The sequence below is a fragment of the Hyphomicrobium sp. genome (assembly GCF_051860585.1).
GTDB lineage: Bacteria > Pseudomonadota > Alphaproteobacteria > Rhizobiales > Hyphomicrobiaceae > Hyphomicrobium_C.
Window position 1 is genome coordinate 109,624 of sequence record NZ_JBHYDS010000004.1, and the last position, 22,704, is coordinate 132,327.

At 63.6% G+C, this 22,704-nt stretch carries 22 protein-coding genes; 12 read left to right on the forward strand and 10 right to left on the reverse strand.

Going from position 1 to position 22,704, the window contains the following annotated elements; genetic code table 11:
- Positions 1-17 precede the first annotated feature (17 nt).
- On the forward strand, positions 18-1,004 hold the full coding sequence (locus ACTIFK_RS08105) for an esterase-like activity of phytase family protein (RefSeq protein WP_439542553.1): 987 nt from the start codon (positions 18-20) through the stop codon (positions 1,002-1,004).
- A gap of 34 nt (positions 1,005-1,038) precedes the next feature.
- On the opposite strand, the gene ACTIFK_RS08110 is transcribed toward ACTIFK_RS08105, so the two are convergent.
- Together ACTIFK_RS08110 and ACTIFK_RS08115 are read right to left on the reverse strand one after the other, a co-directional pair.
- Positions 1,039-1,572, reverse strand: coding sequence for a Crp/Fnr family transcriptional regulator (locus ACTIFK_RS08110; RefSeq protein ID WP_439542554.1), 534 nt, complete (start codon positions 1,570-1,572; stop codon positions 1,039-1,041).
- 174 nt (positions 1,573-1,746) lie between these two features.
- Positions 1,747-2,766: an NADH:flavin oxidoreductase gene (locus ACTIFK_RS08115; RefSeq protein ID WP_439542555.1), complete on the reverse strand. Its 1,020-nt coding sequence runs from the start codon at positions 2,764-2,766 to the stop codon at positions 1,747-1,749.
- 215 nt (positions 2,767-2,981) lie between these two features.
- On the opposite strand from ACTIFK_RS08115, the gene ACTIFK_RS08120 reads away from it, so the two are divergent.
- Positions 2,982-3,866: a LysR substrate-binding domain-containing protein gene (locus ACTIFK_RS08120; protein WP_439542556.1), complete on the forward strand. Its 885-nt coding sequence runs from the start codon at positions 2,982-2,984 to the stop codon at positions 3,864-3,866.
- An 87-nt stretch (positions 3,867-3,953) separates the two neighbouring features.
- Complete coding sequence (locus tag ACTIFK_RS08125) at positions 3,954-6,449, forward strand: EAL domain-containing protein (RefSeq protein ID WP_439542557.1); 2,496 nt, start codon at positions 3,954-3,956, stop codon at positions 6,447-6,449.
- Positions 6,450-6,522: 73 nt separating this feature from the next.
- Here ACTIFK_RS08125 and ACTIFK_RS08130 read toward each other — a convergent pair whose 3' ends face one another.
- Positions 6,523-7,305 carry an NAD kinase gene (locus ACTIFK_RS08130; RefSeq protein ID WP_439542558.1) on the reverse strand — a complete coding sequence of 261 codons (783 nt, stop codon included), beginning with the start codon at positions 7,303-7,305 and terminating at the stop codon, positions 6,523-6,525.
- 175 nt (positions 7,306-7,480) lie between these two features.
- Between ACTIFK_RS08130 and cutA the strand changes: the two genes are divergently transcribed.
- Positions 7,481-7,858 carry a divalent-cation tolerance protein CutA gene (cutA, locus tag ACTIFK_RS08135; protein ID WP_439542559.1) on the forward strand — a complete coding sequence of 126 codons (378 nt, stop codon included), beginning with the start codon at positions 7,481-7,483 and terminating at the stop codon, positions 7,856-7,858.
- 62 nt (positions 7,859-7,920) lie between these two features.
- Here the strand turns inward: cutA and ACTIFK_RS08140 are convergent, their stop codons facing one another.
- Positions 7,921-9,120 (reverse strand): hypothetical protein, encoded by a 1,200-nt coding sequence (locus ACTIFK_RS08140; protein WP_439542560.1) that lies wholly within the window; start codon positions 9,118-9,120, stop codon positions 7,921-7,923.
- 414 nt (positions 9,121-9,534) lie between these two features.
- Positions 9,535-9,693, reverse strand: coding sequence for a hypothetical protein (locus ACTIFK_RS08145; protein ID WP_439542561.1), 159 nt, complete (start codon positions 9,691-9,693; stop codon positions 9,535-9,537).
- Positions 9,694-9,738: 45 nt separating this feature from the next.
- Between ACTIFK_RS08145 and ACTIFK_RS08150 the strand changes: the two genes are divergently transcribed.
- The 5 genes from ACTIFK_RS08150 to ACTIFK_RS08170 all read left to right on the forward strand — a co-directional run bounded on the left by ACTIFK_RS08150 (position 9,739) and on the right by ACTIFK_RS08170 (position 15,199).
- Positions 9,739-11,028: a primase-like DNA-binding domain-containing protein gene (locus ACTIFK_RS08150; protein ID WP_439542562.1), complete on the forward strand. Its 1,290-nt coding sequence runs from the start codon at positions 9,739-9,741 to the stop codon at positions 11,026-11,028.
- A gap of 178 nt (positions 11,029-11,206) precedes the next feature.
- A complete protein-coding gene (locus ACTIFK_RS08155; protein ID WP_439542563.1) occupies positions 11,207-12,463 on the forward strand; it encodes a patatin-like phospholipase family protein in 1,257 nt (418 codons plus the stop codon).
- Between the two features lie 139 nt (positions 12,464-12,602).
- Entirely contained in the window at positions 12,603-13,580 is a 978-nt protein-coding gene (locus ACTIFK_RS08160; RefSeq protein WP_439542564.1) for a catalase family peroxidase, read from the forward strand.
- A 269-nt stretch (positions 13,581-13,849) separates the two neighbouring features.
- Complete coding sequence (locus tag ACTIFK_RS08165) at positions 13,850-14,356, forward strand: hypothetical protein (protein ID WP_439542565.1); 507 nt, start codon at positions 13,850-13,852, stop codon at positions 14,354-14,356.
- Between the two features lie 135 nt (positions 14,357-14,491).
- Positions 14,492-15,199, forward strand: coding sequence for an NAD-dependent deacylase (locus tag ACTIFK_RS08170; RefSeq protein WP_439542566.1), 708 nt, complete (start codon positions 14,492-14,494; stop codon positions 15,197-15,199).
- On the opposite strand, the gene ACTIFK_RS08175 is transcribed toward ACTIFK_RS08170, so the two are convergent.
- Positions 15,196-16,476, reverse strand: a complete 1,281-nt coding sequence (locus tag ACTIFK_RS08175; RefSeq protein WP_439542567.1) for a pentapeptide repeat-containing protein — start codon at positions 16,474-16,476, stop codon at positions 15,196-15,198. The genes ACTIFK_RS08170 and ACTIFK_RS08175 overlap by 4 nt on opposite strands.
- Before the next feature lie 54 nt (positions 16,477-16,530).
- Entirely contained in the window at positions 16,531-18,660 is a 2,130-nt protein-coding gene (locus ACTIFK_RS08180; protein ID WP_439542568.1) for a S9 family peptidase, read from the reverse strand.
- 566 nt (positions 18,661-19,226) lie between these two features.
- Between ACTIFK_RS08180 and ACTIFK_RS08185 the strand changes: the two genes are divergently transcribed.
- On the forward strand, positions 19,227-19,634 hold the full coding sequence (locus ACTIFK_RS08185; RefSeq protein WP_439542761.1) for a MucR family transcriptional regulator: 408 nt from the start codon (positions 19,227-19,229) through the stop codon (positions 19,632-19,634).
- A 34-nt stretch (positions 19,635-19,668) separates the two neighbouring features.
- On the opposite strand, the gene ACTIFK_RS08190 is transcribed toward ACTIFK_RS08185, so the two are convergent.
- Positions 19,669-20,019, reverse strand: coding sequence for a hypothetical protein (locus ACTIFK_RS08190; RefSeq protein WP_439542569.1), 351 nt, complete (start codon positions 20,017-20,019; stop codon positions 19,669-19,671).
- A 283-nt stretch (positions 20,020-20,302) separates the two neighbouring features.
- Here ACTIFK_RS08190 and ACTIFK_RS08195 point away from each other — a divergent pair, with 283 nt between their 5' ends.
- Both ACTIFK_RS08195 and ACTIFK_RS08200 read left to right on the forward strand, forming a co-directional pair.
- On the forward strand, positions 20,303-20,716 hold the full coding sequence (locus tag ACTIFK_RS08195) for a helix-turn-helix domain-containing protein (RefSeq protein ID WP_439542570.1): 414 nt from the start codon (positions 20,303-20,305) through the stop codon (positions 20,714-20,716).
- 18 nt (positions 20,717-20,734) lie between these two features.
- The gene (locus ACTIFK_RS08200) at positions 20,735-21,370 is read left to right on the forward strand and encodes a DUF6456 domain-containing protein (protein WP_439542571.1); all 636 of its coding nucleotides are present in this window, start codon (positions 20,735-20,737) and stop codon (positions 21,368-21,370) included.
- Positions 21,371-21,379: 9 nt separating this feature from the next.
- Here the strand turns inward: ACTIFK_RS08200 and ACTIFK_RS08205 are convergent, their stop codons facing one another.
- Both ACTIFK_RS08205 and ACTIFK_RS08210 read right to left on the reverse strand, forming a co-directional pair.
- A complete protein-coding gene (locus ACTIFK_RS08205; protein ID WP_439542572.1) occupies positions 21,380-21,820 on the reverse strand; it encodes a SufE family protein in 441 nt (146 codons plus the stop codon).
- A 164-nt stretch (positions 21,821-21,984) separates the two neighbouring features.
- Complete coding sequence (locus ACTIFK_RS08210) at positions 21,985-22,335, reverse strand: DUF5330 domain-containing protein (protein WP_439542573.1); 351 nt, start codon at positions 22,333-22,335, stop codon at positions 21,985-21,987.
- Between the last annotated feature and the right edge of the window lie 369 nt (positions 22,336-22,704).

A 22,704-nucleotide genomic window follows, 5' to 3' on the forward strand; every position in this document is an offset into this window, starting at 1 on the left:
ATCGGCGGGAGGCATCTATGTTCGACAGTGTGGTTGCAGCTCTGAAGTCGCTGTTCAGCAGCTTGCTCGCGATTTTGGCGGGTGCCTCCTCGACCGGCGTGAGCCTGGATGTTCCGCCGGCGCAGGGAACCATTCAAGAGATCGAGGTAGGCGACGGGCCGGAGTGGGGGACGCTGTCCGGATTGACCGCTCATCCCACTGACCCGCAGCGGCTCTTCGCGGTGACCGACCAGGATTCACGGCCCACGCGCATTGTCGAAATCGAGCTCACGCCGCGGTCAGCCAAAGTCATCCGTCAGATCGAGGTGACGGGCCCCGGAGACGACGATCTCGATGTTGAAGGCATCGTTGCTAAGCAGGACGGCGGCTTCTGGCTCGCATCCGAAGGCGGACCGGGAAACGTGCCCGCCAATAGGCTTCTGGAGGTCGACCCAACGGGGACGATCGTCCGCACAATCGGTCTGCCGCCTGCAATTGCTGAGAGGATGGGCAAGAAGGGGCTGGAGGGCGCTGCCCTCGAACGGACGACAACGGGAGCGCGTCTCGCCGTTGCGTTCCAGGCTCCGCTCGACGACGACCCTCCAGATTGCACGCGCATCGGCCTGGTCGATCCCGCAACGGGCACTTGGAGCTTTTTTCTCTACCCGCTAGACCGCAATGACTCGGGAGATCTTACGGGGCTGAGCGAGATCCTCCACCTTCGCGACCGCACCTATGCCGCGATCGAGCGTGACGGTAAGGGAGGAAAACGATCCATCAAATGGATCACGACGTTCGAACTGGCGCCCGAGGCAGGCGTCGGCCCCGACAGCCCGCCGCCTCTGCTTGTCAAACGCCGGGCAAGAGACCTCGTCCCGCTTTTTCTCGCCGAAGGTCGGAAGGTCGAAAAGGAGGTCGAAGGCTTGGCCATGGCCGCTGACGGCAAGATCTATGCGGTGACCGACAACGACAACGAACGCGCGACAGTTCTGCTACGGCTTGGAAGCGCCGACGACCTGTTTTGAACTCACGACAGGAGTTGAGGAACGCCGCATCGAGCTAGCATTTCCATTGCCAACCCACGTCACTCAAGGTGTCTGGCGCGGGACTGTACGGTGCGCCGTTGTCCGCCCGGGGGGCGTCCATCCTGGCGCCGAACAGGCGATTATCCGCTTCTCGGAGCCGCCGGCTGACTTCGCGCCCCATGTTCATCTGTATGAGCGCAAACTGCTTCAGATCCTGCGCGTACACTCGATAGAGGTTGGCGGCTGAAATTCGGATTGCGCTACAATTTTCGACCGCACGGACGGAGGCGCTACGTGGGCAGTGGTCCATGACGGCCATCTCCCCGAAACAGTCACCCTCCTTCAGGGTTTGCAGGAGGCAGTCCTGTCCGCGCCAGGATTTCAGAACGGCGGCTTTGCCCGTCTCAAGGACGAACATTGAATCGCCTTGGTCGTGCTCGCGGAAAAAGAACTCGTCCGCAGGCATCGAGACGATCGGGCACAAGCCGAGCAGGAATTGGAGGATCTCCGTCTTGATCCCGCCAAAGATTGGCATTCGTTGCAGGAGTTCGATCCGCGCTTCTTGCATGGCGCACCCCATAGGCTTCGGGACTGTGATCTGCCGCGCGTCAGTTTAGCACCCAATCAGCGTGTCGCTCCAGGCTGCCGGTCGGTGCACGAGAAGTTTGCCCGAGTTCCCTCATCACGGGCATCCTCCACGGCCATGACGCGCTGGACGCCGTAGGCCGGTCAGACCTAAGGCTCAATAGCTGAGCTCGACCTCCTTGATGTCGGCGATGGGTCCCAGGATCGATGGGTCGAACTCCGACACGCTCTCATTCTGAGAGGCCCGAAGCGGCAGGTTAGGGTTCGCCAACGCGCCTTTTCCAAGTGCGATGATGTCCGCTCCGTGCTGAAGCACCTCTTGTGCTTTCTCCAGATCCTGGAGATTGCCGTTGGCGATAATCCGTGTCTTCCAAGCGTAACGCCGCGCAAGCGCAACCAAACTTGGACCGTGTGTTCCGAATGCAGGCTTCCACGCCTCAAACTCGGTGATGTGCACGTAATCGACACCGGCATCCGCCAAGCTCCCGAATACCGCTTCGGCGGCGCGTTCTCCCTCGGGCCACTTGTGTCCGAAATCATTGACCTTGCCTTGCGAGATCCGGACGCCGACCGGCACGCTCTGCCCAACCTTCGCCCGCACCGCTTCGACGACAGCGAGAATGATCGCCATGCGTTCGCGCGGCCCGCCGCCCCAGCGATCCGTTCGCGTGTTCGTGTAGTCGGTGAGGAACTGATCCAGCAGATAACCATTGGCGCCGTGGATCTCGATGCCGTCGAAGCCGACTGCCTTCGCCCGCGCAACCGCATCCCCAAATCCATCGATTGCGTCAGCGATCTGGCTATCGGTGATTTGGGCGGGCGTCGCGTAATCGTCCTGACCGTAATAGAAGGTCATCTGCTCGCCTTTGGGCTTGATGGCGGACGGACCAACGGCATTGGCGCGAAACCGGTTGCCCTGACTGATGGCGCCGGCATGCATGATCTGCGCGAAGATGCGCGCACCGTGCGATTGAACCCGTTCCACGATGGGCTTCCATGACGACGCCTGAGCATCGTCGCTCAACCCGGGCTGATGAAGATAGCCCTGGGAGTACGCTTTGTCGGAGTAGAGCCCCTCTGTGATCAGCAAGCCGAACCCGCCTTTGGCGAACCGCTCGTAATAGCGCTTCATGATCTGGGTCGCGGCTCCATCGTCCGTGGCGCTGACGCGCGTCATCGGGGCGACAGAAAAGCGGTTCCTGAATTCAAGGCCGTTTATATCAATTTTCGAGAAGAGAGGCGTGCTTGAAGGGATCACGAGAAATCCAGCCTTTCCGTCGTCTTCCGCGCGTTGTGCGCGATAGAATGGGTATGCGGAAGCAGATAGCAGGAGACGGCACGGCGTGTTAGCCAAGCTGGACGATAAGCATTTCATCGTGCAGAGATATAATCATGGAGCTATCGGACGTAGCCATCTTCTGCGCGATTGTCTCAGCCGGAAGCCTGTCAGGCGCCGGCAGGCAATCAGGCCTGTCTCCCATGTCCGTCAGCCGCCGCCTGGCCGCGCTTGAAGAAGAGCTTGGCGTTCGCCTCTTTCATCGGACCACGCGCGCCGTCGCGTTGACGGCGGACGGCGAGACGTTCCTGCCGCTCGCTCAAGCGATGCTCGATGCCAGGAATGCCGCGCTCGCCGCATTCTCCGATTGCCGCGACGGTTTGGGCGGCGTCCTCAAGGTGACGGCGCCGAACCGCATAGGCCGAGCCCTTGTCGTTCCCTTGGTGGTCAAGCTGATGGCCGCGAACCCGCATCTCCAAATTGACCTCACGCTGACCGACGGAATAGTCGACATCGTAGCCGCCGGCATCGACGTGGCCGTCCGCGTTGCGCCGCTGCAAATGTCCGAGTTGATTGCCACGAAGCTGGCCGACAACCCCCGCATCCTGTGTGCGTCTCCGGCTTACATCAAGGCGCGCGGGCGTCCGAAAAAGCTTTCGGACATCGACGCGCATTCCTGCCTCACGCTGCACGCCATGGACGGATGGACATTTCGCACCGGCGAGCGGGTCGTCACGAAGCGCATTAGTGGTCGCCTGGCCGCCAACAGTGTCGATGCCGTCCGGGCGGCCTGCCTCGCGGGCGCCGGCATCGCGATGCTGACCTACTGGGATGTGGCGGAGGATCTCGCTGACAAGACCCTCATGAGCATCGCGTTATCTGACGCTGAGCCGGAAGCCCTCGCCATCTGGGCGATCCTACCGACACGGCTTTACATGCCGCCGCGTGCCCGCGCCTTCATCGACGCCATGAAAGCCGCGCTGGTCGCATCAGGCCCGTGAGGGCGAAAGGTCTGCCGCCTGAGCACTTAATGGTTCTTTGGGAAAATACGCGTACTTTTATCTTTGTCCGGTATAGGAACGAGAGAAATGTATCGCGTTTTCTCCTGCCTCGCGACGGAACACGACTATTGGCTCGTCGCTCTCGCTGCGGTGGTCTGCGTTAGCACTACGCTAACCACGTTCATGACGCATTCGTTCGCGGTCGACAGCCGCGACTTTCGGCAGTTTGGCTGGTCAATCCTTACCGGCGTGTGCGCGGGAACGGGTATCTGGGCGACACATTTTGTAGCCATGCTGGCTTATGACGGCGGCTTTCCCACGGCCTACGATCCCGTCCGCACCCTTGCTTCGCTTCTGATCGCCGTTCTGCTGTCTACGGCGGGATTTGCGCTGGCTGCGCGCGGGAGCCGGTGGCTGGTTGGACTCGGCGGAGCCGTGATTGGCGCCGCTATCGGCTGCATGCACTACGTCGGCATGACGGCCCTGATGGTTCCCGGGGCGCTCGAATGGGATGCGTCACTCGTCGGCGCGTCATGGGTGTTTGGAGTGGCCGTTGCATACGCAGCGCTCCACACATTCCATCGCAAACAAGACCGGGGCGTCACGGCGGTAATTTATGCCTCCGCAGTGCTGACCCTGGCCATCTGCGGCCTGCATTTCACGTCCATGGGTGCGGTCAGCATCTTGCCCGATCCAACAGTGGCTTTTCAGGCCTCCGAATTGAACCGGCCGCTGCTCGCTATGGCGACGGCGGGCATCACGTCTATCGTCTTGCTGTCCGCAATCGCGGCGGGCGTGATCCACCGGGTGAACGTTCGCTGCGAAAGCGCCCTGCGTGAACAGAACAGCCGTTTTGACGCCGCTGTACGGTATCTGCCCGTGGGTCTCTCCATGTTCGACGCCGAGCACCGCCTCATCATGTGCAACGCCTCCTACAGGGACATGTACGGCTTGACGGCCGAGGCCACGCAGCCGGGCACCGCGTTCGACGATATCATGCGCTCTCATGCGGCGAACGACCCCAGCAAGATCGCTGAGGACGCCCAGGAAGACGCCGGCAATTGGATCGCCGGGCTCAGGGAGCGCCTGAGCAGTGGCAAGGCATTTACCGATCCGATTCAGCTGAGTGACGGGCGGACTATTTTCGTGCGCGTCGGCCCGATCGCAGGCGGCGGCTGGGTCGACGTCCATGAAGACATCACCGAGCGCAGCCGGCAGGATGCGAAGATCGCGCATATGGCGCGGCACGACATGCTGACCGGCTTGCCCAACCGAACGCTTCTCCAAGAGCGTCTCGGGCAGGCTCTTCAAAGCCAGAGCGAGACGGAAAAAACCGCACTTCTGTTCCTGGATCTCGACCGCTTCAAGGAAGTGAACGACACGCTCGGGCACAGCGTCGGCGACGCATTGCTCAAAGAGGTCGCGCAGCGGTTGCGTGACGCCGTCCGGAAATCGGATACCGTCGCGCGTGTCGGCGGCGACGAATTCGTCGTGATGCTGAGCACGACCGATCCGAACACGGAGCCGGCAAACTTTGCAGCGCGCATCATCGACGTCGTGAGCGAGCCCTATGAAATCGAAGGGCAGGAGTGTTCCATCGGCACGAGCGTCGGGATCGCAATTTCCAACGGTGACATCGACCAGGACGCGCTCGTCGTGCAGGCGGATCTGGCATTGTATCGCTCGAAGAGCGACGGACGTGGAACATACCGCTTCTTCGAAGAGGAAATGAACACAAGCGCCCGGCTCCGGCGCGGGATCGAGCATGACTTGCGATCGGCACTGGCCAACGGCGAGTTCGAACTCAACTATCAGCCGCTCGTGAATCTCGAACGGAATGAAATATCGGGCTTCGAAGCGCTCCTGCGTTGGCGCCACCGTGAGCGCGGCTTGGTCTCTCCGGCGGATTTCATCCCGATCGCAGAAGAGAGCGGCCTCATCATCCCAATCGGCGAGTGGGTGTTGAGACAAGCCTGTTCCGATGCTGCGACCTGGCCGGATCACGTCAAGGTGGCCGTCAACCTTTCGCCGGTGCAGTTCAAAGGCCGGGCCCTCGTGCAAACCGTTTTCAGTGCGGTTGCGGCGGCGGCAATCGCGCCCAGTCGGCTGGAGCTGGAAATCACCGAGTCCGCGCTGTTGAGCGATAGCGAGGAGACGCTTGCGATCTTGCGCAAGCTCAGCGCCTTCGGCGTCAAGATCGCCATGGACGATTTCGGTACGGGTTATTCCTCGCTGCGCTATCTCCGCAGCTTCCCGTTCGATAAAATCAAGATCGACAAGAGCTTCATCTCGGGCTTGTTTGACGGCGAGAGCAGCTTGGCCATTGTGCGTGCCATCAGCGGCCTGGGCCGCGCGCTCGATCTCTCGATCACTGCGGAAGGCGTTGAAACTCAGGAACAGCTCGACGTCGTCCGCAAAGAGGGGTGCACCGAGATGCAGGGCTTCCTTTTCAGCAAACCCAAACCGGCTTCCGAATTGCAGCAATATTTTTCGAGCTACTCGGTGCAAGCGCCGGGAGACGTGCCAGCGCCGGCAGAAGAGCGGGTCGAGATCGCGACGCCGGCTCAGGCCATGTCTGCTTAGGCCAAGTCGGCTTAGGCTCCAATCCGGTGAACGGACAACCGCGCCGATATCGCATCAGCTCCTGTCGCCCGCCTCAAAACCGGAACTGCTCCGCCAAAATCCGCTCGTCGAGATTGTGGCCGGGATCGAACATCATGAAGAGATCGATCGTGCGCGCCTGCTCGATCTCGACCTTGACGATATTGCGCATTTCCGCCGCGTCCGCGACCGCGCTCACCGGGCGCTTCTCGACCTCGAGCGCCGAGACCGTGATGCGCGCCTTGTTGGGCAGCAGCGCGCCACGCCAGCGGCGCGGGCGAAACGGGCTGATCGGCGTCAGCGCGAGCAGCGGCGCATTGATCGGCAGAATGGGCCCGTGCGCCGAAAGATTATAGGCCGTCGAGCCCGCCGGGGTGGCGACGAGCACGCCGTCGCAGATCAACTCCTCCATGCGCACCGTGCCGTCGATGGAGATCTTGAGCTTCGCCGCCTGGAACGTCTCGCGGAACAGCGACACCTCATTGATGGCGAGCGCCTTGCTCGCCTTGCCCTGCGAGTCGTAGGCCACCATCGACAGCGGATGTACGCGGCTGATCTCGGCCTCCTGCAGCCGCTCCAGCAGCCCGTCCTCGCGGTATTCGTTCATCAGGAAGCCGACCGACCCGCGGTTCATGCCGTAGATCGGGATGCGATCGTTCATGAACCGGTGCAGCGTCTGCAGCATCAGGCCGTCGCCACCAAGCGCGACGATGGCTTCCGCGCGCCCCGGCTCGACGGACCCGTAGCGCGCCGTGAGGCGCTGAAGCGCGTCCTGCGCCTCCGCCACGTCACTCGCCACGAACGCGATATTGTCGAATTTGTTTTTTGATTTGGCCATGATGCCCGAAGTGAAGGGTATGCTGAGAGTGCAGGGAAGCCGTGAGGCGCCAGGTTGTGATCGGGAATTCCGACGGCCGCAGACCGGCGAGCGCCGCACGGAACCCCGATCTTCAGGAGCGGCCCCGAGGCCGGCCCTGAGACTCGTGAGGCCCAGAACCGGGAGGCTCGCCTACTTGCAACAAAACGACAAGGCCGTTCTCGTTTACGTTACTTACCCCAACGTCGAGGCCGCCGAGCGGAGCGGCGCCGCGCTGGTCGATTGCGGCCTCGCGGCGTGCGTCAACATCCTGCCGGGTATGGTGTCGATCTATGTTTGGGATGGCGCGCGCCAGCGGGACGCCGAGGCCGTCATGATCGTCAAGACGCGCCGAAGCTTGGCGGATCGCGTCGTTGCAGAAACGCTGCGAGGGCACCCCTACGAGACGCCCGCCGTCCTGATCCTGCCGGTCGAGGGCGGCTCGCAACGCTATCTCGACTGGATCCTCGGCCAGACTGCCGATCCAGTGACGGCCAATCCAACGGCTCCGCCCACAGACGGCGCGTCGTCATAACCGTCCAGATGCGACGGGCAATCATCCCATCCCGACGGATCTCAGCGTCTAGAACCCAAGCGTCACAAACTGCCGAGCGGATGCTGGAACAGCCGCTGCACGTGACGATAGGTGCTGGTGCCGCGGCGCTGCTGCACGGCGCGCGCAGGGGCCTTGGGTCGCGCCCCCGTCACCCGCGCCGGGCGATCGACGACGGCACTGCTGTCGAACGACGTCGGGCGAACCGCGGCAGTCGGCGCCTCAGGCGGAAGATCGACGAGTGGTGAATCCTGCGGCGGCGTATCCTGCGGCTCAAGCGCTGCCGTTCGTTGCAGCGAGCCGGTCTGAATTGCGGCTGCGGCGTCGGTCGGTGGCACCGGCCCGCCGATGGCCATACGCCCTTCGAGCGGGACGCGCCGTGCGGAGCCAGCCTTCACGGCCGATGCCTTCACGGACGGCGCCTTGGCGGCCGCAGGCTTCACCACCGGATCCCACGTCGCGCTCGTCGGCTCGAATGAGCGATCCGGCTCTTCGTCGGCGGTGGCTGGGGCAAGAGCGGCATGCGCGACGCGCTGCAGCCGTTGGCCGCCGCGCTCGTTTTGCACCATCAGCGTGCTCGGCACGCAGCGGCCGCTGCCGGTCAGGCTCTGTCCCGAGGGGCAGGACGTGCCGCAGACGGCGGTGTTTTCGGCGCGCAGCAGCGACAGCATGAACACGTCCGGCTCTTGCGTCGGCAGCGAGGCGTTGACGCGGTCCATGAACAGAACGATGGCTTGCTTGGAGCCGCCACCCCACACGCCGTCGATGTCGCCCACATAGCAGCCGACACGCTTCAACTCGCGCTGGATGTCGCGCGTGAGCGAGACGCGCGGCGAGAGGACCGTTCGTGGCTGCGTCGGCGCGATTGTTTCGTCGTCACGCACGTCGAGAACCACCGCGCTCTTCCATTCCGGCGCGGTGACGGGCTGCTGGGGAGCCGTGGGCGTGAACACCGCGGGCGCGAACGAACCCGTGGATAGGGTGCGGGCGAGATAATCGAGAACGGAGGTCGCCGGGGCGTCATCGGTGCTCTCGGCAACGGCGAACAGCCGCGCATCGGGCGCAAACGAGGCAAGGCGGGAAGGGTCTGCGATCTCGACGGAGGCGAGGTCGATGGCTTCTACAGGCGGCGGCGCGGGAACCGCCTCGACGCGCCGAACGCGGGCGTGGTCCTGCGGAAGATAGGTGTGCACCCCGAACGCGAGACCGGCGGCGAGAACGGGATAGCTGAAATACCACCGCATGAAAGAGCACTCCTGGAACACGTCGTAGAAAAAGGCCAGTCCCCGCAATGTCCCGACCATACCAAATTCTGGTGTCCGCGGCCATGTGGAACGCAGGTCGATCAACGCAAAAAGTGGTCCATGAGATCCACGCCCCGGCCGGCGGCGAAGCTGCGCCGCGACGGGAAAGTTTGGTGAAGGACAGGCCGCGCGGAGAGCCTGTGGATAGACACATCGGCCTGAGGACAACGGGTGCATAACCTGGGCACGCCGTGTGGATGACCGGTGCGTGCAAATCGGCAACAGATGATGCAATTTGGCGCGTTATCGCAGCTCGGAAAGCCTACCAAACTGATTCTCTTTAACAAACGGTAGCGGGCTTTCACTCGAATCGCATTAGCTTTGGACCCGAGGGATGTGTTCCGCGTACTTCGCTCACGACATCGACTTGTTGTGCACATCGGGATCGAGCGGCGATGCCGCCTGTGCAAAACCAGCATCGATCGTGAGCGGGTTCAGCTCTGTGTGACCGCCGGGGGGCGGCGCCAATTGTCCGATGATCCGCCTTGGGGGGCGGGTCTGCTCAACGGCCATTCGGGTGCGCTTCCAATCGGAAACAAGTGTCGGAGCTGACCGGTCTTGACCTCCAAGACCCAAAAGGAACGGGCCTGTTTCGGCTGCCAATCGGGCAGTGCGCGCGGGCCGACAATGGAGAGGGCAATGAAGATACGACATGCTCTAGGCGTGTTCGGGATCCTGGCAGCCGGCGTCTTGATCGCCGTTTCGGCGGCCATGAACTGGCGTTTCGGGTACAGCTTGGGAAGAACCGAATTCGATGGCTTCATCTACGGTTCCGCAAGCGTTGCAGCGGACTGTTTGAAGGCGCTGATCCCGTTTTTCTTTTTCGCCGCGATTAAAAGCAGAATGTGGTCGCAGGCAGCGGCATCCGCCGTCGTCGGCATTGTTGTCACCGCTTACTCGCTGACTTCGGCACTCGGCCATGCAGCGCTCAATCGGTATGACACCACCGGCCACCGCGCCGTCGAAGCCCAGGTCTACAAGGATCTGCGCGGCGACCTCAAGCGGGCACAGGATCAACTGTCCTGGATCCCGCAGCACCGTCCTGCCGCAACCGTGCAGGGCGAAATCGAAGGCCTGAAGAACCAGAAGGCTTGGTCGTACACGAGCGCATGCTCGAGCGTGACCGGCAAGCAGGGCCGCGATTTCTGTCAGAAGTATCATGGACTGACCGCCGAGATGGCCTCTGGCCAGCAGGCGGAAACGCTCGAAGCCCGTATCGCTGAGATTCAGGGCAAGCTGGGCAAGACCGACGCCATGACGGTCATGGGTGAGGCAGATCCGCAGGCAGCGGTACTGTCGAAGCTTTCGGGACTCGATATCGACAAGGTCCAGATGGCGATGACGATTTTCATCGCTCTTCTCCTTGAGGTCGGCTCCGGCTTCGGCATGTACGTCGCGTTCAGCCAGTGGCGCCTTTACGAACGTGATGCCCCTGCCGCACCGAAAATGGTGTCGGTCCAGAGCACCGCTGCGGCAGCGGTGGCGGCCCCTCAACAGGCCGTGGCAGTCAAGAAGCCGCGTTTCGGAGCCAACGACAATCGTTCGGTGGCACCGACCAAACTGCTGGTCCCGGAAACGGACGTACAGCGGTTCTATAAGGAGAGCGTCGACAGCCAGGATGGCCACACCGTCTCCGCAACATCACTCTACGAAGCCTATTGTGTCTGGTGTGAAGAACGACAGAAGGAGCCTCTTGCACTACCGACCTTTGGTCGGGAAATCGCAGAATTTGGCATCCAGAAAGTCAAAAAGAAGGATGGTGTTCGGTACGTAGGAATTGCACTCAAGTCCGATCTCGACGTCGAGGAGGATAAGAAGTTGCCGGCCTTCCACGCCGAAGCCGCATAGGCAAACAAATTTGAGGGGCCCCCTAGCGGGGCCCTTCGCTTTTTTGAGGCCGCCCGGAAACGGGCGGCCTTTTTTTGTGCGTCGGAGCACACACGCCTGGGTTTCGCCAGCGCATCCGAAGCCGGGATGCGATAGGCTGACGGCGGAGCATTGCGTGGGGCAAGCGTCGGGGGCAGGGATGTCGACAAAGCGTTTCGGACCGGCTTCGTCTGTCTTGTGGCTCCTCACAAAGCTGTTTTCGGTGCTTCTGGTCTTGTTTGTGAGTGGCACGGCGTTGTGGCTCATCGCCCTCGGCCAAGCCCCGCCAGCGCCGCCGAACGTGCCGCAAGCCGAGCTACCGCACAAAACGGAGCTGGGTGTGGCCTGGGTTCCAAGGCTCGGTCCGAGAACCTATGGCGACTGCACCCGCATCCTGTCGATCGACGGCGGGGGCGTGCGGGGTTTGGTGCCGGCACTCATTCTCGCGGAGATCGAGCGGCGGACGGGGCGTCCCATCTACCAGCACTTCGACCTCATCGTCGGCACGTCGACCGGCTCAATTCTTGCGCTCGGCTTGACGAGGCCGAGCAATGCGGATGCGCGCAAGCCTGCCTATTCCGCCCAGGACCTCGTGCAACTGTACCGCGATCACGCGCAGCGTATTTTTCCGAGTTCATTTGGACCACTGAGATACTTGAGACGCATTTTTCGCCCCAAGTTCAGTCCGCACGAGGTGGAATCCATCTACGAGACGTATTTCGAGGATGTACGCCTCATAGAGGCCCTCACGAACGTCGCCGTACCGGCGTATGATATCGAGAACAGCCGGCGTCTCTGGTTCCTGAGCTACACCTCATCGCAAAACAACCTGCTCATGCGCGACCTGGTGCGCGGGGCCACGGCGGCGCCCACCTACTTCGCGCCCGCACGTCTTTCGCTTCGCAGTCCCATGTCGCCCGCCGGCAGCGTTGCCCTCGTCGATGGAGCGCTTTTCGCCAACAATCCGTCGCAGGACGCGCTCCTGCTCGGCCAGAAGCTTCGCGACGAGGAAGGCAACAGCGTGTTGCTGCTCTCCATCGGCACCGGTCGGTCCGCGCGCAAGCATACATTTGAGCAGGCCTGGGGCTGGGGCGTCTTGGGCTGGATGGACCCGCTGCTTGAGATCGCATTTTCGGATCCCGCCATCGACGAGATCATGAGCCGTGCCCTGGAGGGGACCGGCAGTTATTTTCGCCTTCAGGTCGACCTTGGAGCGACCTCCGTCGAACTCGACGATTCCTCGCCCGAGGCGGCGCAGCGGCTCGTTACGAGCACCGATCTTTATATGAAGTCGCACGAGGACGAGATCGCCCGGGTCGTGGCCGAACTGGCGCTGCCGCGCGCTCCGCAATGCGGTCTGCCGCGGGGAGCCGACTATGAGCGCCCCGAAGGCCCGCGGCTCCGGCAATCCCAATGAGGGACCACGCCCGATGTTGGGGGCGTCATCATGCGCCGCGCGGGAACATCGCCCCGCAGACTGGCCATTCATTGTCATCGGAAGGGATGTATGATCCGGACACGTTGAATGGAGTTGGCGCGAGCTTGGGGAACGTTTCATGACAGCCAGACGGTACCGGTCGATCGCAATACTTTCTGTCCTGCTGGGTCTCGCGGCCCAGTCATCCGCCCGCGCAGACACCGACCCGGAAGCGCTCGTCGATGCTCTGACGGCCGTCTTCGGAAAACACGAAGGGAAGCGGGTCGGTCATGCGAACGGCTTCTGCGTCAAAGGCTCGTTTGCCCCGACGGCCGAGGCGGCCGGGCTTTCGAAGGCGCCGCATCTTTCAGGCAAAGGCCCCTGGCCGGTCATCGGGCGCTTCTCGATGGGCGGCGGCAATCCGGCGGCACCGAACACCGATAAGGGCAACGCCCGCGGCCTCGCGCTCCACTTCGATCTCGGCGGCGGCAACGTGACCGACATGGTGATGATCTCGAGCCCGGTCTTCGTCGCCAAGACCCCAGAAAAGTTCCTCGATTTCCTGCAGCGCGTGGCCAGCAAGGACCAGGCGAAGATCGATGGCTTCTTCGAGGAGAACCCGGAATCGAAGACCCAGGGCGCCTGGCTCAAGGCGCGTCCCGTCCCCGCGAGCTACGCGACCGTGAGCTACTTCGGCGTGCACACCTTCACGCTGACGAACGCCGCCGGCAAACGCCAGATCGTCAAGTGGCGGTTCGTGCCCAAGGGCGGCGAGGTGGGCTTGACGGATGACGAAGCCAAGGCGAAGGACCCGGACTTCTACAGGCCCGAGCTGGCCGAGCGGCTGGCCAAGGGACCGGCGGAGTTCGAGCTGACGGCGATCCTGGGTGAGCCCGGCGACGCCACCGATGACCCGACGGCCTTGTGGCCGGAGGAACGCAAGTCCGTCAAAGTCGGCGACCTCTCCATTGCGGCGCTCGAAAACGACGCCACGTGCGACGCGGGCATCTTCGACCCGACCAATGTCGTGGACGGAATCGCGGGCCCCGAGAAGGACGGCATCTTCCAGTTGCGCTCACCGGCCTACGCCATCTCATTCTCGCGCCGCGCCCAATAGGCGCCTGAACGCCGCCGGAAGCGGCTTGATTTCATGACGATAAGCGCTGCGGCGGAGGTATTCGGTTCGTCGCCGCAGCCATGTCACAGTTCGGCAACGCCCTCACAATGATCACTTTCCGCCGGAAGACCCTCCGACGACACGCGGCCCTCTTTGCTGCTAGCATCCCGCGACTGACGCTGCCGAAGGGCCTTTACCGATGGCGCGCGGCTCAGAATTTCAAAGCCTGCGGCAATTCTTAGGGGAGTGACATCATGTTTGGAGTGGGATTGAAGACAGCGGTCCGGGGGCTTTCGATGGCCGGCACTGGTCTCGCCGTCATCGGCGCCGTGCTGACGTGGGCGCCAAGCGAGGCTGCCGCGCAGAAGACGCACGAGGTTACGGTAACCGTCACTCGGTTCAAGGCGCTCGACCGTGCCGACGAGCTCTCGCAAGGCGATTACTTTGCTCGCGTCACCATCAACGGCAAATCCAAGTCGACCGACGTCATCAGCGACAAGAAAGAAGTGTCCCCGAAGAACTGGGAGCTTTCGACCTCGGTGCCGCCCGGCGTGCACAACGTCAAGCTCGAGTTGATCGACAAGGATTTGTCGGTCGACGACCCGATCGACATCAACCGCGTTGCCAAGAAGCGCGACATCGATTTCACCATCGACACCAACAGCTGCCGCATCGAAGGCTTCTCGCAGGAATACAAGTGCGGCGCCACGATCACGCGCAGCGGCACCGAGAACAAGAAGGCCGATATTTCGTTCAAGGTGACCGTGAAGAAATAACGGGAAGGGCCCGGATGGCGAAACGGCCATTCAGAAATGGCTCGGGAGATGAGCGGCCGCCGTCATGGGCGGCCGCTCGTTTTTTGGCGGGACCGCGCGAGCCCCCGGAGTACGCTAGCGTGAGAGGGCGCGGTCATGAGCAAGAGACGGATCGTCGTTCTGACGGGCGCCGGGCTTTCAGCCGAAAGCGGCGTGCCGACCTTTCGCGACAAGACCGGCATCTGGGCGCAGTACGACTATCGCGAGGTCGCGACCCCGGAAGGCTTCGCCCGCAATCCCGCACGCGTGCATGAGTTCTACAACATGCGCCGCCGCGCGCACGCGTCCGTCCATCCCAATGCCGCCCACGCGGCGCTCGCGAAACTCGAGCGGGAGCACGCCGGCGACGTGTGGATCGTGACGCAGAATGTCGACGCGCTGCAGGAGCAGGCCGGCAGCCGCCATCTCATTCATATGCACGGCGAGATCTTCAGCGCGCTCTGCGCCGGTTGCGGCGCGCGCCGCGCCTGGGATCGGGACCTCTCGCTCGAAACCGTCTGTGACGCCTGCGGCGAGGCCGGTGGCATGCGCCCGGACGTCGTCTGGTTCGGCGAGATGCCCTATCAGATGGACCGCATTCGCGACCTCTTGAGCACGGCCGATCTCTTCCTGTCGATCGGCACCAGCGGAAACGTCTATCCGGCGGCCGGTTTTGTGGAGGAGGCGCGCAGCCACGGCGCGCACACCGTCGAACTCAACCTTGAGCCGTCGGAGGGCCGGCCGATGTTCTCTGAGGCGATCCACGGGCCCGCGACTGTCGTCGTCCCGGCTTACGTCGAACGCTTGCTCGCGAGCGGGCGCTAGCGACGACCGGCGCACGGGATGCGCTCGATCCCCGAACTGGTGTCGAGCGGCAGTGGCGTATCGCCCGCACACAGCCGCGCCCCGTCCAGAAGCACGGCCTGCGCAATAACGCCCGCGAGGCGCGCGAGCGAGAGGTCCGCCCCCTGCATGCGTACGCGCACGAGCTTGCTGTTCTCGAGATTGGTCTCGACCAGGCTCGCTCCCTTGAGCGACGTGTCGGTCAGGTCCGCGCGATGCATGTCCGAGCGGTCGAACGTCGCGAAGTTGAGATCGCGTCCGCGCAAGGAGAAGCTTGTCTCGCCACTTTCTTCGCGGTCGGGCACGAGATCCTCGTCCATGACGATCAGGTTGCGCGAAAAAAGGCTGGTCGGACGCTGCGTCCAGTCGTCGACCTCGCCCTCGAACAGGAAGCCGGTCGGCGCGAACGCCGTTCGTCCGCGTGCGCCTGGCGGCAGGCTTCGCGTCACGTTGCCGAGCCCTTGATAGGGCACCGGCGCGGCCACCGCCTCGACCGATCCGAGCAGGCGGTCGATCCATTCGCCTGGAATGGTCGCGATCGCAACCGAGAAGACCATCACGGCCGTGGCCGCGAACCCGGCCACGAACTTGCGGAGAATGGAGTCTCGCGTCAGCGTCTCGTTCCCCGGATAGACCTTTTCGAGGCCGGAAAGGTATGATGACGCGCCGGCGACGATCAAGAGGTCGATCAGCACGTAGACGCGGTGCCACCCGGTGATTTCAAGGTCGTGCGACGGCAGGTAGGTGATCTGGAACGCGAGCAGCAGGCCCACCGGCAGCAGCCGCAGGAACAGCCAGTCCATGGCGCGGAAGCACGCGCGCAACACCCAGTTCGACTCAGGCCCAGCCTCATATTGCGAGAAGTAGTAGCTGTTAACGCGCAGGCGGCCCGGGTGCGAAAGGGGCGGATACTCGCCCGCCGCAAACAGGGCGTCGAGCGCCTTGAGCTTGCGCGCCAGGATGATGTGCTGCTGTAGCACGCCGGCATGCATCGCCAGCAGCACCACCGGCCCGAACAGGATGAACGAGCGGAGAGGGATCGAGACCTGAAGGATCGGCTGGGCGACCGGCGTGTTGAGAAGCAGATCGCGGTGGCTGATGCCGGCCAGCGCGATGAGGAAATAGGCCTCCAGCGCGATCAGCAGGATCCAGGCGCTGCGGGTCGACGCGCTCGCCGAATTGACCTCGCCGAGCAGCAGCTCGATGTCGAGTTCGCGCTTCTGGATCGCGGCTTCCGTCAGCGACTTGCTTCCGAACATCTTAGCTCCTGTATGCGACCAGCCCGTCACTGTGTCACCGAATGCCGGTTCGCCTCAAGCCTTGGGTGGCGCAACAGCTGTGCCCGCCAGCCCCGCGACCTCGAGCGCAAACGCATAATCCAGCGCCACCTCGCGCAGGCGCTCGAACCGGCCCGAGGCGCCCCCGTGTCCGGCTTCCATATTGGTCTTCAGCAGCACGAGGTTGTCGCTGGTGTTGAGCGCGCGCATCTTGGCGATCCACTTCGCGGGCTCCCAATAGGTGACCCGCGGATCGGTCAGCCCGCCGTACGCGAAGATGTGCGGATAGCGTTTCGCCTCAACATTGTCGTAGGGGCTGTAGGACCGGATGATCGCAAAATCGCGCTCGCTCTCGATCGGGTTTCCCCACTCCGGCCATTCCGGCGGCGTGAGGGGAAGGTCCTTGTCGAGCATCGTGTTCAGAACGTCCACGAATGGCACGTCCGCGATGATGCCGAGAAACAGCTCGGGCGCGAGGTTGGCGACCACGCCCATCAGCATGCCGCCCGCCGAGCCGCCATTGGCGACGATGCGGCCGCGCTGCGTGAGGCCCTGTTGCGCGAGGTGCTCACCCGCCGCAATGAAGTCGGTGAACGTGTTGAGCTTTTTCTCGTGCTTGCCGTCCTTGTACCAGCGGTAGCCCTTGTCCTTGCCGCCGCGGATGTGCGCGATCGCGAAAATGAACCCGCGATCGACCAGCGACAGCCGCGCAGACGAGAACGATGCGGGGATGGAAATGCCGTACGACCCGTAGCCGTAGAGGAACAGCGGCGCGGACCCGTCGAGCGGCGTATCGCGGCGATAGAGAAGAGAGACGGGAACCGTCTCTCCGTCGGCGGCCGGCGCGAACAGCCGTCGCGTGACGTAGTCGCCGGGAGAATGGCCGGAGGGGATCTCCTGGCGCTTCCGCAGCACGCGCTCGCGTGTCACGAGATTGTAGTCGAACGTCTCGGCCGGCGTCGTCATCGACGAGTAGGTGAAGCGCAGCGTCGTCGTATCGAACTCGTAGCCGTCGGTCATGCCGAGCGCATAGGCGTCCTCGTCGAACGCGATGGCATGTTCGGCGCCGTCGGCAAACGTGCGCACGATGATGCGCGGCAGGCTGTCCTCGCGCTCGAGGCGCACGAGATGATTGGCGAACACGGCTGTGTCGATGATCAGGCGGCCGGGCTTGTGCGCCACGAGCTCCGTCCAGTGGCTGACGCCGCGCTGCTTCACCGGCGTCGTGCAGATGCGGAAATCCTCCGCCCCGCCGGAGTTCGTGGTGAGGATCAGCCGGTCGCCGTGGTGGCTCACCTGGTATTCGTGGCCGGTGGTGCGCGCCGCGACGAGCAAGGCGTCGTCGAGCGGCGCATCGGCGTCGATCAGGCGGACCTCGCTCGTCTGGTGATCGTGCACGTCGATCAGGATGAACTTCGACGACAGCGTCTTGTTGAGCGAAACGTAAAACCCGGTGTCGTCTTCCGCATAGACGAGCGCGTCGTCCGCGGCGGGCGAGCCGAGCCGGTGGCGATGGACGAACAGGGGACGGTGGTTGTCGTCGAGGCGGATATAGAAAAGCGTCTGGCTGTCGTTGGCCCACACGACCTCGCCGCGCGTGTCCGCAATAGCGTCCGGAAGGTCTTGACCGGTCGCGAGGTCGCGAACGCGGATCGTGTAGAGCTCCGACCCCTTCTCGTCGACGGAATAGGCCAGCAGCCGGTGGTCCGGGCTGTGCGCCTTCGCACCGAGATCCCAGTAGGCTTTCCCGCTCGCTTCCACGTTGCCGTCGAGCAGGACTTCGATCTCGCCGCCGCCGCGCGGCTGGCGGCAGAGCCGCGGGTATTGCCCGCCAGCGACGAAATCCGAGAAATAGTCGAACGGGCCGTCGGGCGTGGGCACGCCACTGTCATCCGGCTTGAGCCGCGCTTTCATCTCGGCGAACAGCGCCTCCTGCAGCGGCTTCGTGGGCGCAAGCGCCGCCTCCGTGTAGGCGTTCTCCGCCTCGAGATAGCCTCGGATCTCCGGATCGAGCAGGGACGGATCGCGCATCACGTCCTGCCAGTTTTCCGCCCTCAGCCACCCATAATTGTCGACCAGTTTGACGTGGTGGTGCGTGGAGACAACCGGCCGGCGGGCCGCGATTGGCGGCGCGGAGAGCGGCGCACGCGGAGTGGTGTCATCCATGTCGGAACCTTCCAAGTGCGAGGGGCGGCAAAACGGGCGCCTTGTTTCCGCAAACGCCGAGAACTTTGTCAAATGCTCCCGCAGCTTAACGCCGGCCGCGTGAGGGCCGCACCGGTGAATCGCCCGCCACTCGGACGCCTCCGCCGCCGGCGGAAGCGTCGCAGCACTACTGTAAATCTTAACTGCGGAATCCTCGTCCACGGATGAACTGACGCACCCCACTACTCGGGTGAACAAATCGAGCTAAGAATTAAACGTAGTTCTGTTTTGTGCGCGTGTAACAGCTCAGTTCTGAGGTGCCGTGGTTGGTGCGCAAACCCATCAATTGCAATTAGGCATTAGCAGAAGAACTGAAGGACCGCCGTTGACATCTAGAGTGTTATGCTGTCCAAAGACCTCGACGGAGTAGTTTCCGGCAACGGGATCACGTCTTGGTGTCTTGGCCTGGGCGATATTGATCTCAGCTTGCCGCACGGCAGTAGAAACTCGTGTAGCCTTGGGTTTGACTTGCCCAATGGATCGCACTGTTTGGGAGCGCTTCAGAGGTGTCTGAAAGGGTTGCAATGATGGACGACGGTTCCCAGCCGGAACTGGTCGAGCTCACCGCGAGGATCGTGTCTGCGTTCGTAAGCAACAACACGATCGGCGCTGAAAACCTTCCGCAGCTGATTAACGAGACCCACGCCGCGCTGAGCCGCGCCACGGGATCGGCTCCACTGCCTGAGCGCGAGGAGCTGAAGCCGAAAGTTCCGGTCAAGAAATCCGTGATGCCGGATCACATCGTTTGCCTGGAAGACGGCAAGAAGTTCAAGTCGCTCAAGCGCCATTTGCGCACGCACTACAATCTCTCGCCGGAAGAATACCGCGAGAAGTGGGGCCTCCCGCACGACTACCCGATGGTCGCGCCGAACTACGCCCGCGCGCGTTCGGATCTGGCCAAGAAGATGGGCCTCGGCACGCGCCGGGAAAAGTAAGAGGCACGCGCCGCGATTGAGGTTGCGGTTGAGATCATTGAGGGTGCTGGCCGTGCGGCCGGCACCCTTTTTCGTGCGAGGCAGGCGATCCCGCGCGCTTGAGGTCTTCGAGTGCCGCGCTCTCCCGCCGCCATGTTGCGAGCAGCGCGCCGTGCCGCGCGAGATCGTAGGCCCAATGCCCCGCCCGCCCGCGCCGCCGCTCGGCCATCAGCGCCCGTTCGAGCAGGCTGACGAGGCGTTGGCGGCCTTGTAGGGAAACGTCATCGATCTCGGCGGGCCACAAGGGCACGAGGCGCACGAGTGCCCGCCGGCGCTCGTCCGCGGGGTGGGCCGGCAGCTCGGCGACGGACGGCTGACACGCGGACTTGCGCGGCGCATGCGGCATGGATCGAGACCCCTCGCTGTGAAGGATCCAGTGTCCTGCAGCTCCACGCCGCGGGGATTGGCGCGCGCCAAGCAGCGGCCGCCGGCGATCCACCAAGTCACGACCCGCCATTCGACTTATCCTCGCCGTTCACTGCTCCGGTAGTTTCGAAGCGAGCTTCACCGCATCTCGGCCTATCCTCCCTGGCGAGCAGATGACGTGGTCATGATCGAGGGGCAGTTCGATGAGGATGACGAGGGATCTTGAGCGCAGCCCGCTGCCCGGCCCTGGCGGCCACGTCGCCATGCTGTTCGATCTGTCGTTCGCGGGCGCCGATCAGGCGGACGAAGGGACCGCCGGGAAGCGGCACCGCGTGCTGCCGGACCGCGAGGCGCGGCGGATCCGGATCGTCATCGAAGCCGCCGTTGCCGAAGTCTTCGGCGTGCCGCGCAACGATCTCGGCCGCCCCTCCCGCGGCAAAGCCCCCATCGCGCTGGCGCGGCAGGCGGCGATGTATCTCGCGCATGTGTCGTGCCGTTTGAACCTGACCGATGTGGGACAGATCTTCGCGCGCGACCGCACCACCGTCGCCCACGCCTGCGCCGTGATCGAGGATCGCCGCGACGACGCCGTCTTCGACCGCGCGCTCGAACTGATGGAATGGATCGTCCCGTCACTCGTCGCCTGGAACGGCATCCACGCGGCCTCGGCCGACTGAAAACCGGAGAGCACCGACATGACCAAAGCGTCCTCCTCGCGAGGCGGCGCGCCGTCGCGCGCGCCGGCCCGCAGCGCGCGCACGGTGAAGCAGCGCAGAGCCCGCGCCACGCCCGGACAGCCGACGCGAAATCCCGCTGAAAGTCCGATCGCCTGGCTGTACAGCCGTCGCGATAGCGCAGGAAATCCGTTGATCACCGAAGCGCAATTCAACGCCGGAGAACGGCTGCGGCAAGACTTCTCGTTCGCGCAGATGTCGCCGAGCATTACGCAGAGTTGGAGCGTGGCCGGCGGCGGCGGAACCGGGCGGCGCGGCGCGCCGGGCGCGGGCGTCGAGCTGGCGGACCGTGTGATCGCGGCGGGAGACCGCGTCCGCCGCGCGCTCGACGCCGTCGGTCCCGAGCTGTCGGGCATCCTGCTCGACGTCTGCTGCTTCCTGAAGGGCCTTGAAGACGCGGAGCGGAAAGCCCGTTGGCCGCAGCGCTCCGGCAAGATCGTGCTCGGCATGGCGCTCTCCGCCCTGGCCCGCCATTACGGGTTCTCGCGCCCCCCCGATACGCCGGGACGCGCCGCGCGTGTCCGCCATTGGGGTGCAGACGGCTACCGCCCCGGCATCGACGCCGACGATGCGAACGAGGAAACAAACAACGATTGAGGAGCGCGTCTAGGTGGCGAGCGCGGCGCGCGCGTCAGCGCGGATCCGTTCGACCATCGACGCGAGCCCGTTCGAGCGTTGCGGCGAGAGATGATCCTTGAGGCCGAGCGCCGAAAAGACGGTCTCGGGCTCGATTGCCAGGATCTCCCTGGCGGTCTTGCCGTCGTAGAGCGCGAAGATGATGGCGACCAGGCCGCGCACGATATGTGCGTCGCTGTCGCCTTGGAAATGCAACACCGGCCCGTTGCCGTTGGAGACCACGCCGTCGGAGCCCGCGCCAACCTCGCTGGCGAGCCAGACCTGGCTGGTGCAGCCGCGCACTTTCGTCGCCTCGGTCCGAAGGGCGTCCGGGAGCGGCTTCAGCGTCCGGCCAAGCTCGATGATGTAACGATACCGGTCTTCCCAGTCGTCCAGGAGCTCGAAATCGGACTGAAGACTAGCGATCGTCATAAGGTGTCCTCACACCGTGGCGGCCGGAACGGCGCCCACGTCGGACATATAGGTTGGCGGAACGGGATTGTCGCGCCGCGATGCAACGCGAAGGGCGGCGAAACCGCGCGTTTCGCCGCCAGGTCGGGTCGAAAGGGGTGCCGAATAGGGCGGCGCGCAGAGGCTCAGATGCCGTTTTCGCGCTCGAGCCCGCGCCAGCCCGGCGCGAGATCGGTCGGCTGCAGCGTTCCACGCGCCTTGTCCGAGATCGTCAGCGCGCGCGGTTCCTGGCCGTTTTCCAGGGTCGAGCGCAGCGCCACGTCATAGGCGAGCTTCCCGGCGAACTGGGCCTTGCGCATGAACGCATCCCACAGCCCGCCCGCGGTCTCGCACTGTTGTGCGTTGCGATCGCAGTAGGTGATGGTCCAGTGCGCGGCGGTTGCCGCGCGCTCGTAGAGGGCATCCTGCTGCTCCTGATCGGATGGCATCACGGCGACGCCAAGCGATAGAACGACAGCGATCCTGAACAAGGACATGATGGTGCAACTCCAGTCGAAGCGAAATGGCCGAAAAGGGCCTCGATAGGTCCGACGCTACTGGAGAAGTTTTGAGGAAGGGCGGCCCGCCGCGTGACAATTTAAGACATGATTGAAGTGAGTTAGCCGAAAAAACGCGTAAAATTTTACGCAATCGAACACCGCGTTTTCGCCGTATCTGGCCGCGTTCGGCCCGCGCTTAGCGCGGCCTCCGGATCCGAGTTCGGCACCCGGTTCGAGCGCGGACCTCTGGGCAGCCAATCGCACGCGCAAAAAATTGCCGCCACGTAGATCTATAAAAATGAATTCAATTTGTAAGCTTGGCTTTTACTGGTCCGTTTGGCGCCGGACATTGAATTGCGAATACGC

What these genes read in the sequence shown, in the direction of transcription:
- ACTIFK_RS08205 (WP_439542572.1), bottom strand. Translation starts at nt 21,820, where the DNA reads ATGACGATCGCTAGTCTTCAGTCCGATTTCGAGCTCCTGGACGACTGG.
- ACTIFK_RS08155 (WP_439542563.1), top strand. Translation starts at nt 11,207, where the DNA reads ATGTCGACAAAGCGTTTCGGACCGGCTTCGTCTGTCTTGTGGCTCCTC.
- ACTIFK_RS08175 (WP_439542567.1), bottom strand. Translation starts at nt 16,476, where the DNA reads ATGTTCGGAAGCAAGTCGCTGACGGAAGCCGCGATCCAGAAGCGCGAA.
- ACTIFK_RS08160 (WP_439542564.1), top strand. Translation starts at nt 12,603, where the DNA reads ATGACAGCCAGACGGTACCGGTCGATCGCAATACTTTCTGTCCTGCTG.
- ACTIFK_RS08190 (WP_439542569.1), bottom strand. Translation starts at nt 20,019, where the DNA reads ATGCCGCATGCGCCGCGCAAGTCCGCGTGTCAGCCGTCCGTCGCCGAG.
- ACTIFK_RS08110 (WP_439542554.1), bottom strand. Translation starts at nt 1,572, where the DNA reads ATGCAAGAAGCGCGGATCGAACTCCTGCAACGAATGCCAATCTTTGGC.
- ACTIFK_RS08115 (WP_439542555.1), bottom strand. Translation starts at nt 2,766, where the DNA reads ATGACGCGCGTCAGCGCCACGGACGATGGAGCCGCGACCCAGATCATG.
- ACTIFK_RS08130 (WP_439542558.1), bottom strand. Translation starts at nt 7,305, where the DNA reads ATGGCCAAATCAAAAAACAAATTCGACAATATCGCGTTCGTGGCGAGT.
- ACTIFK_RS08145 (WP_439542561.1), bottom strand. Translation starts at nt 9,693, where the DNA reads ATGGCCGTTGAGCAGACCCGCCCCCCAAGGCGGATCATCGGACAATTG.
- ACTIFK_RS08210 (WP_439542573.1), bottom strand. Translation starts at nt 22,335, where the DNA reads ATGTCCTTGTTCAGGATCGCTGTCGTTCTATCGCTTGGCGTCGCCGTG.
- ACTIFK_RS08170 (WP_439542566.1), top strand. Translation starts at nt 14,492, where the DNA reads ATGAGCAAGAGACGGATCGTCGTTCTGACGGGCGCCGGGCTTTCAGCC.
- ACTIFK_RS08180 (WP_439542568.1), bottom strand. Translation starts at nt 18,660, where the DNA reads ATGGATGACACCACTCCGCGTGCGCCGCTCTCCGCGCCGCCAATCGCG.
- ACTIFK_RS08105 (WP_439542553.1), top strand. Translation starts at nt 18, where the DNA reads ATGTTCGACAGTGTGGTTGCAGCTCTGAAGTCGCTGTTCAGCAGCTTG.
- ACTIFK_RS08125 (WP_439542557.1), top strand. Translation starts at nt 3,954, where the DNA reads ATGTATCGCGTTTTCTCCTGCCTCGCGACGGAACACGACTATTGGCTC.
- ACTIFK_RS08185 (WP_439542761.1), top strand. Translation starts at nt 19,227, where the DNA reads ATGGACGACGGTTCCCAGCCGGAACTGGTCGAGCTCACCGCGAGGATC.
- ACTIFK_RS08195 (WP_439542570.1), top strand. Translation starts at nt 20,303, where the DNA reads ATGCTGTTCGATCTGTCGTTCGCGGGCGCCGATCAGGCGGACGAAGGG.
- ACTIFK_RS08200 (WP_439542571.1), top strand. Translation starts at nt 20,735, where the DNA reads ATGACCAAAGCGTCCTCCTCGCGAGGCGGCGCGCCGTCGCGCGCGCCG.
- ACTIFK_RS08120 (WP_439542556.1), top strand. Translation starts at nt 2,982, where the DNA reads ATGGAGCTATCGGACGTAGCCATCTTCTGCGCGATTGTCTCAGCCGGA.
- ACTIFK_RS08140 (WP_439542560.1), bottom strand. Translation starts at nt 9,120, where the DNA reads ATGCGGTGGTATTTCAGCTATCCCGTTCTCGCCGCCGGTCTCGCGTTC.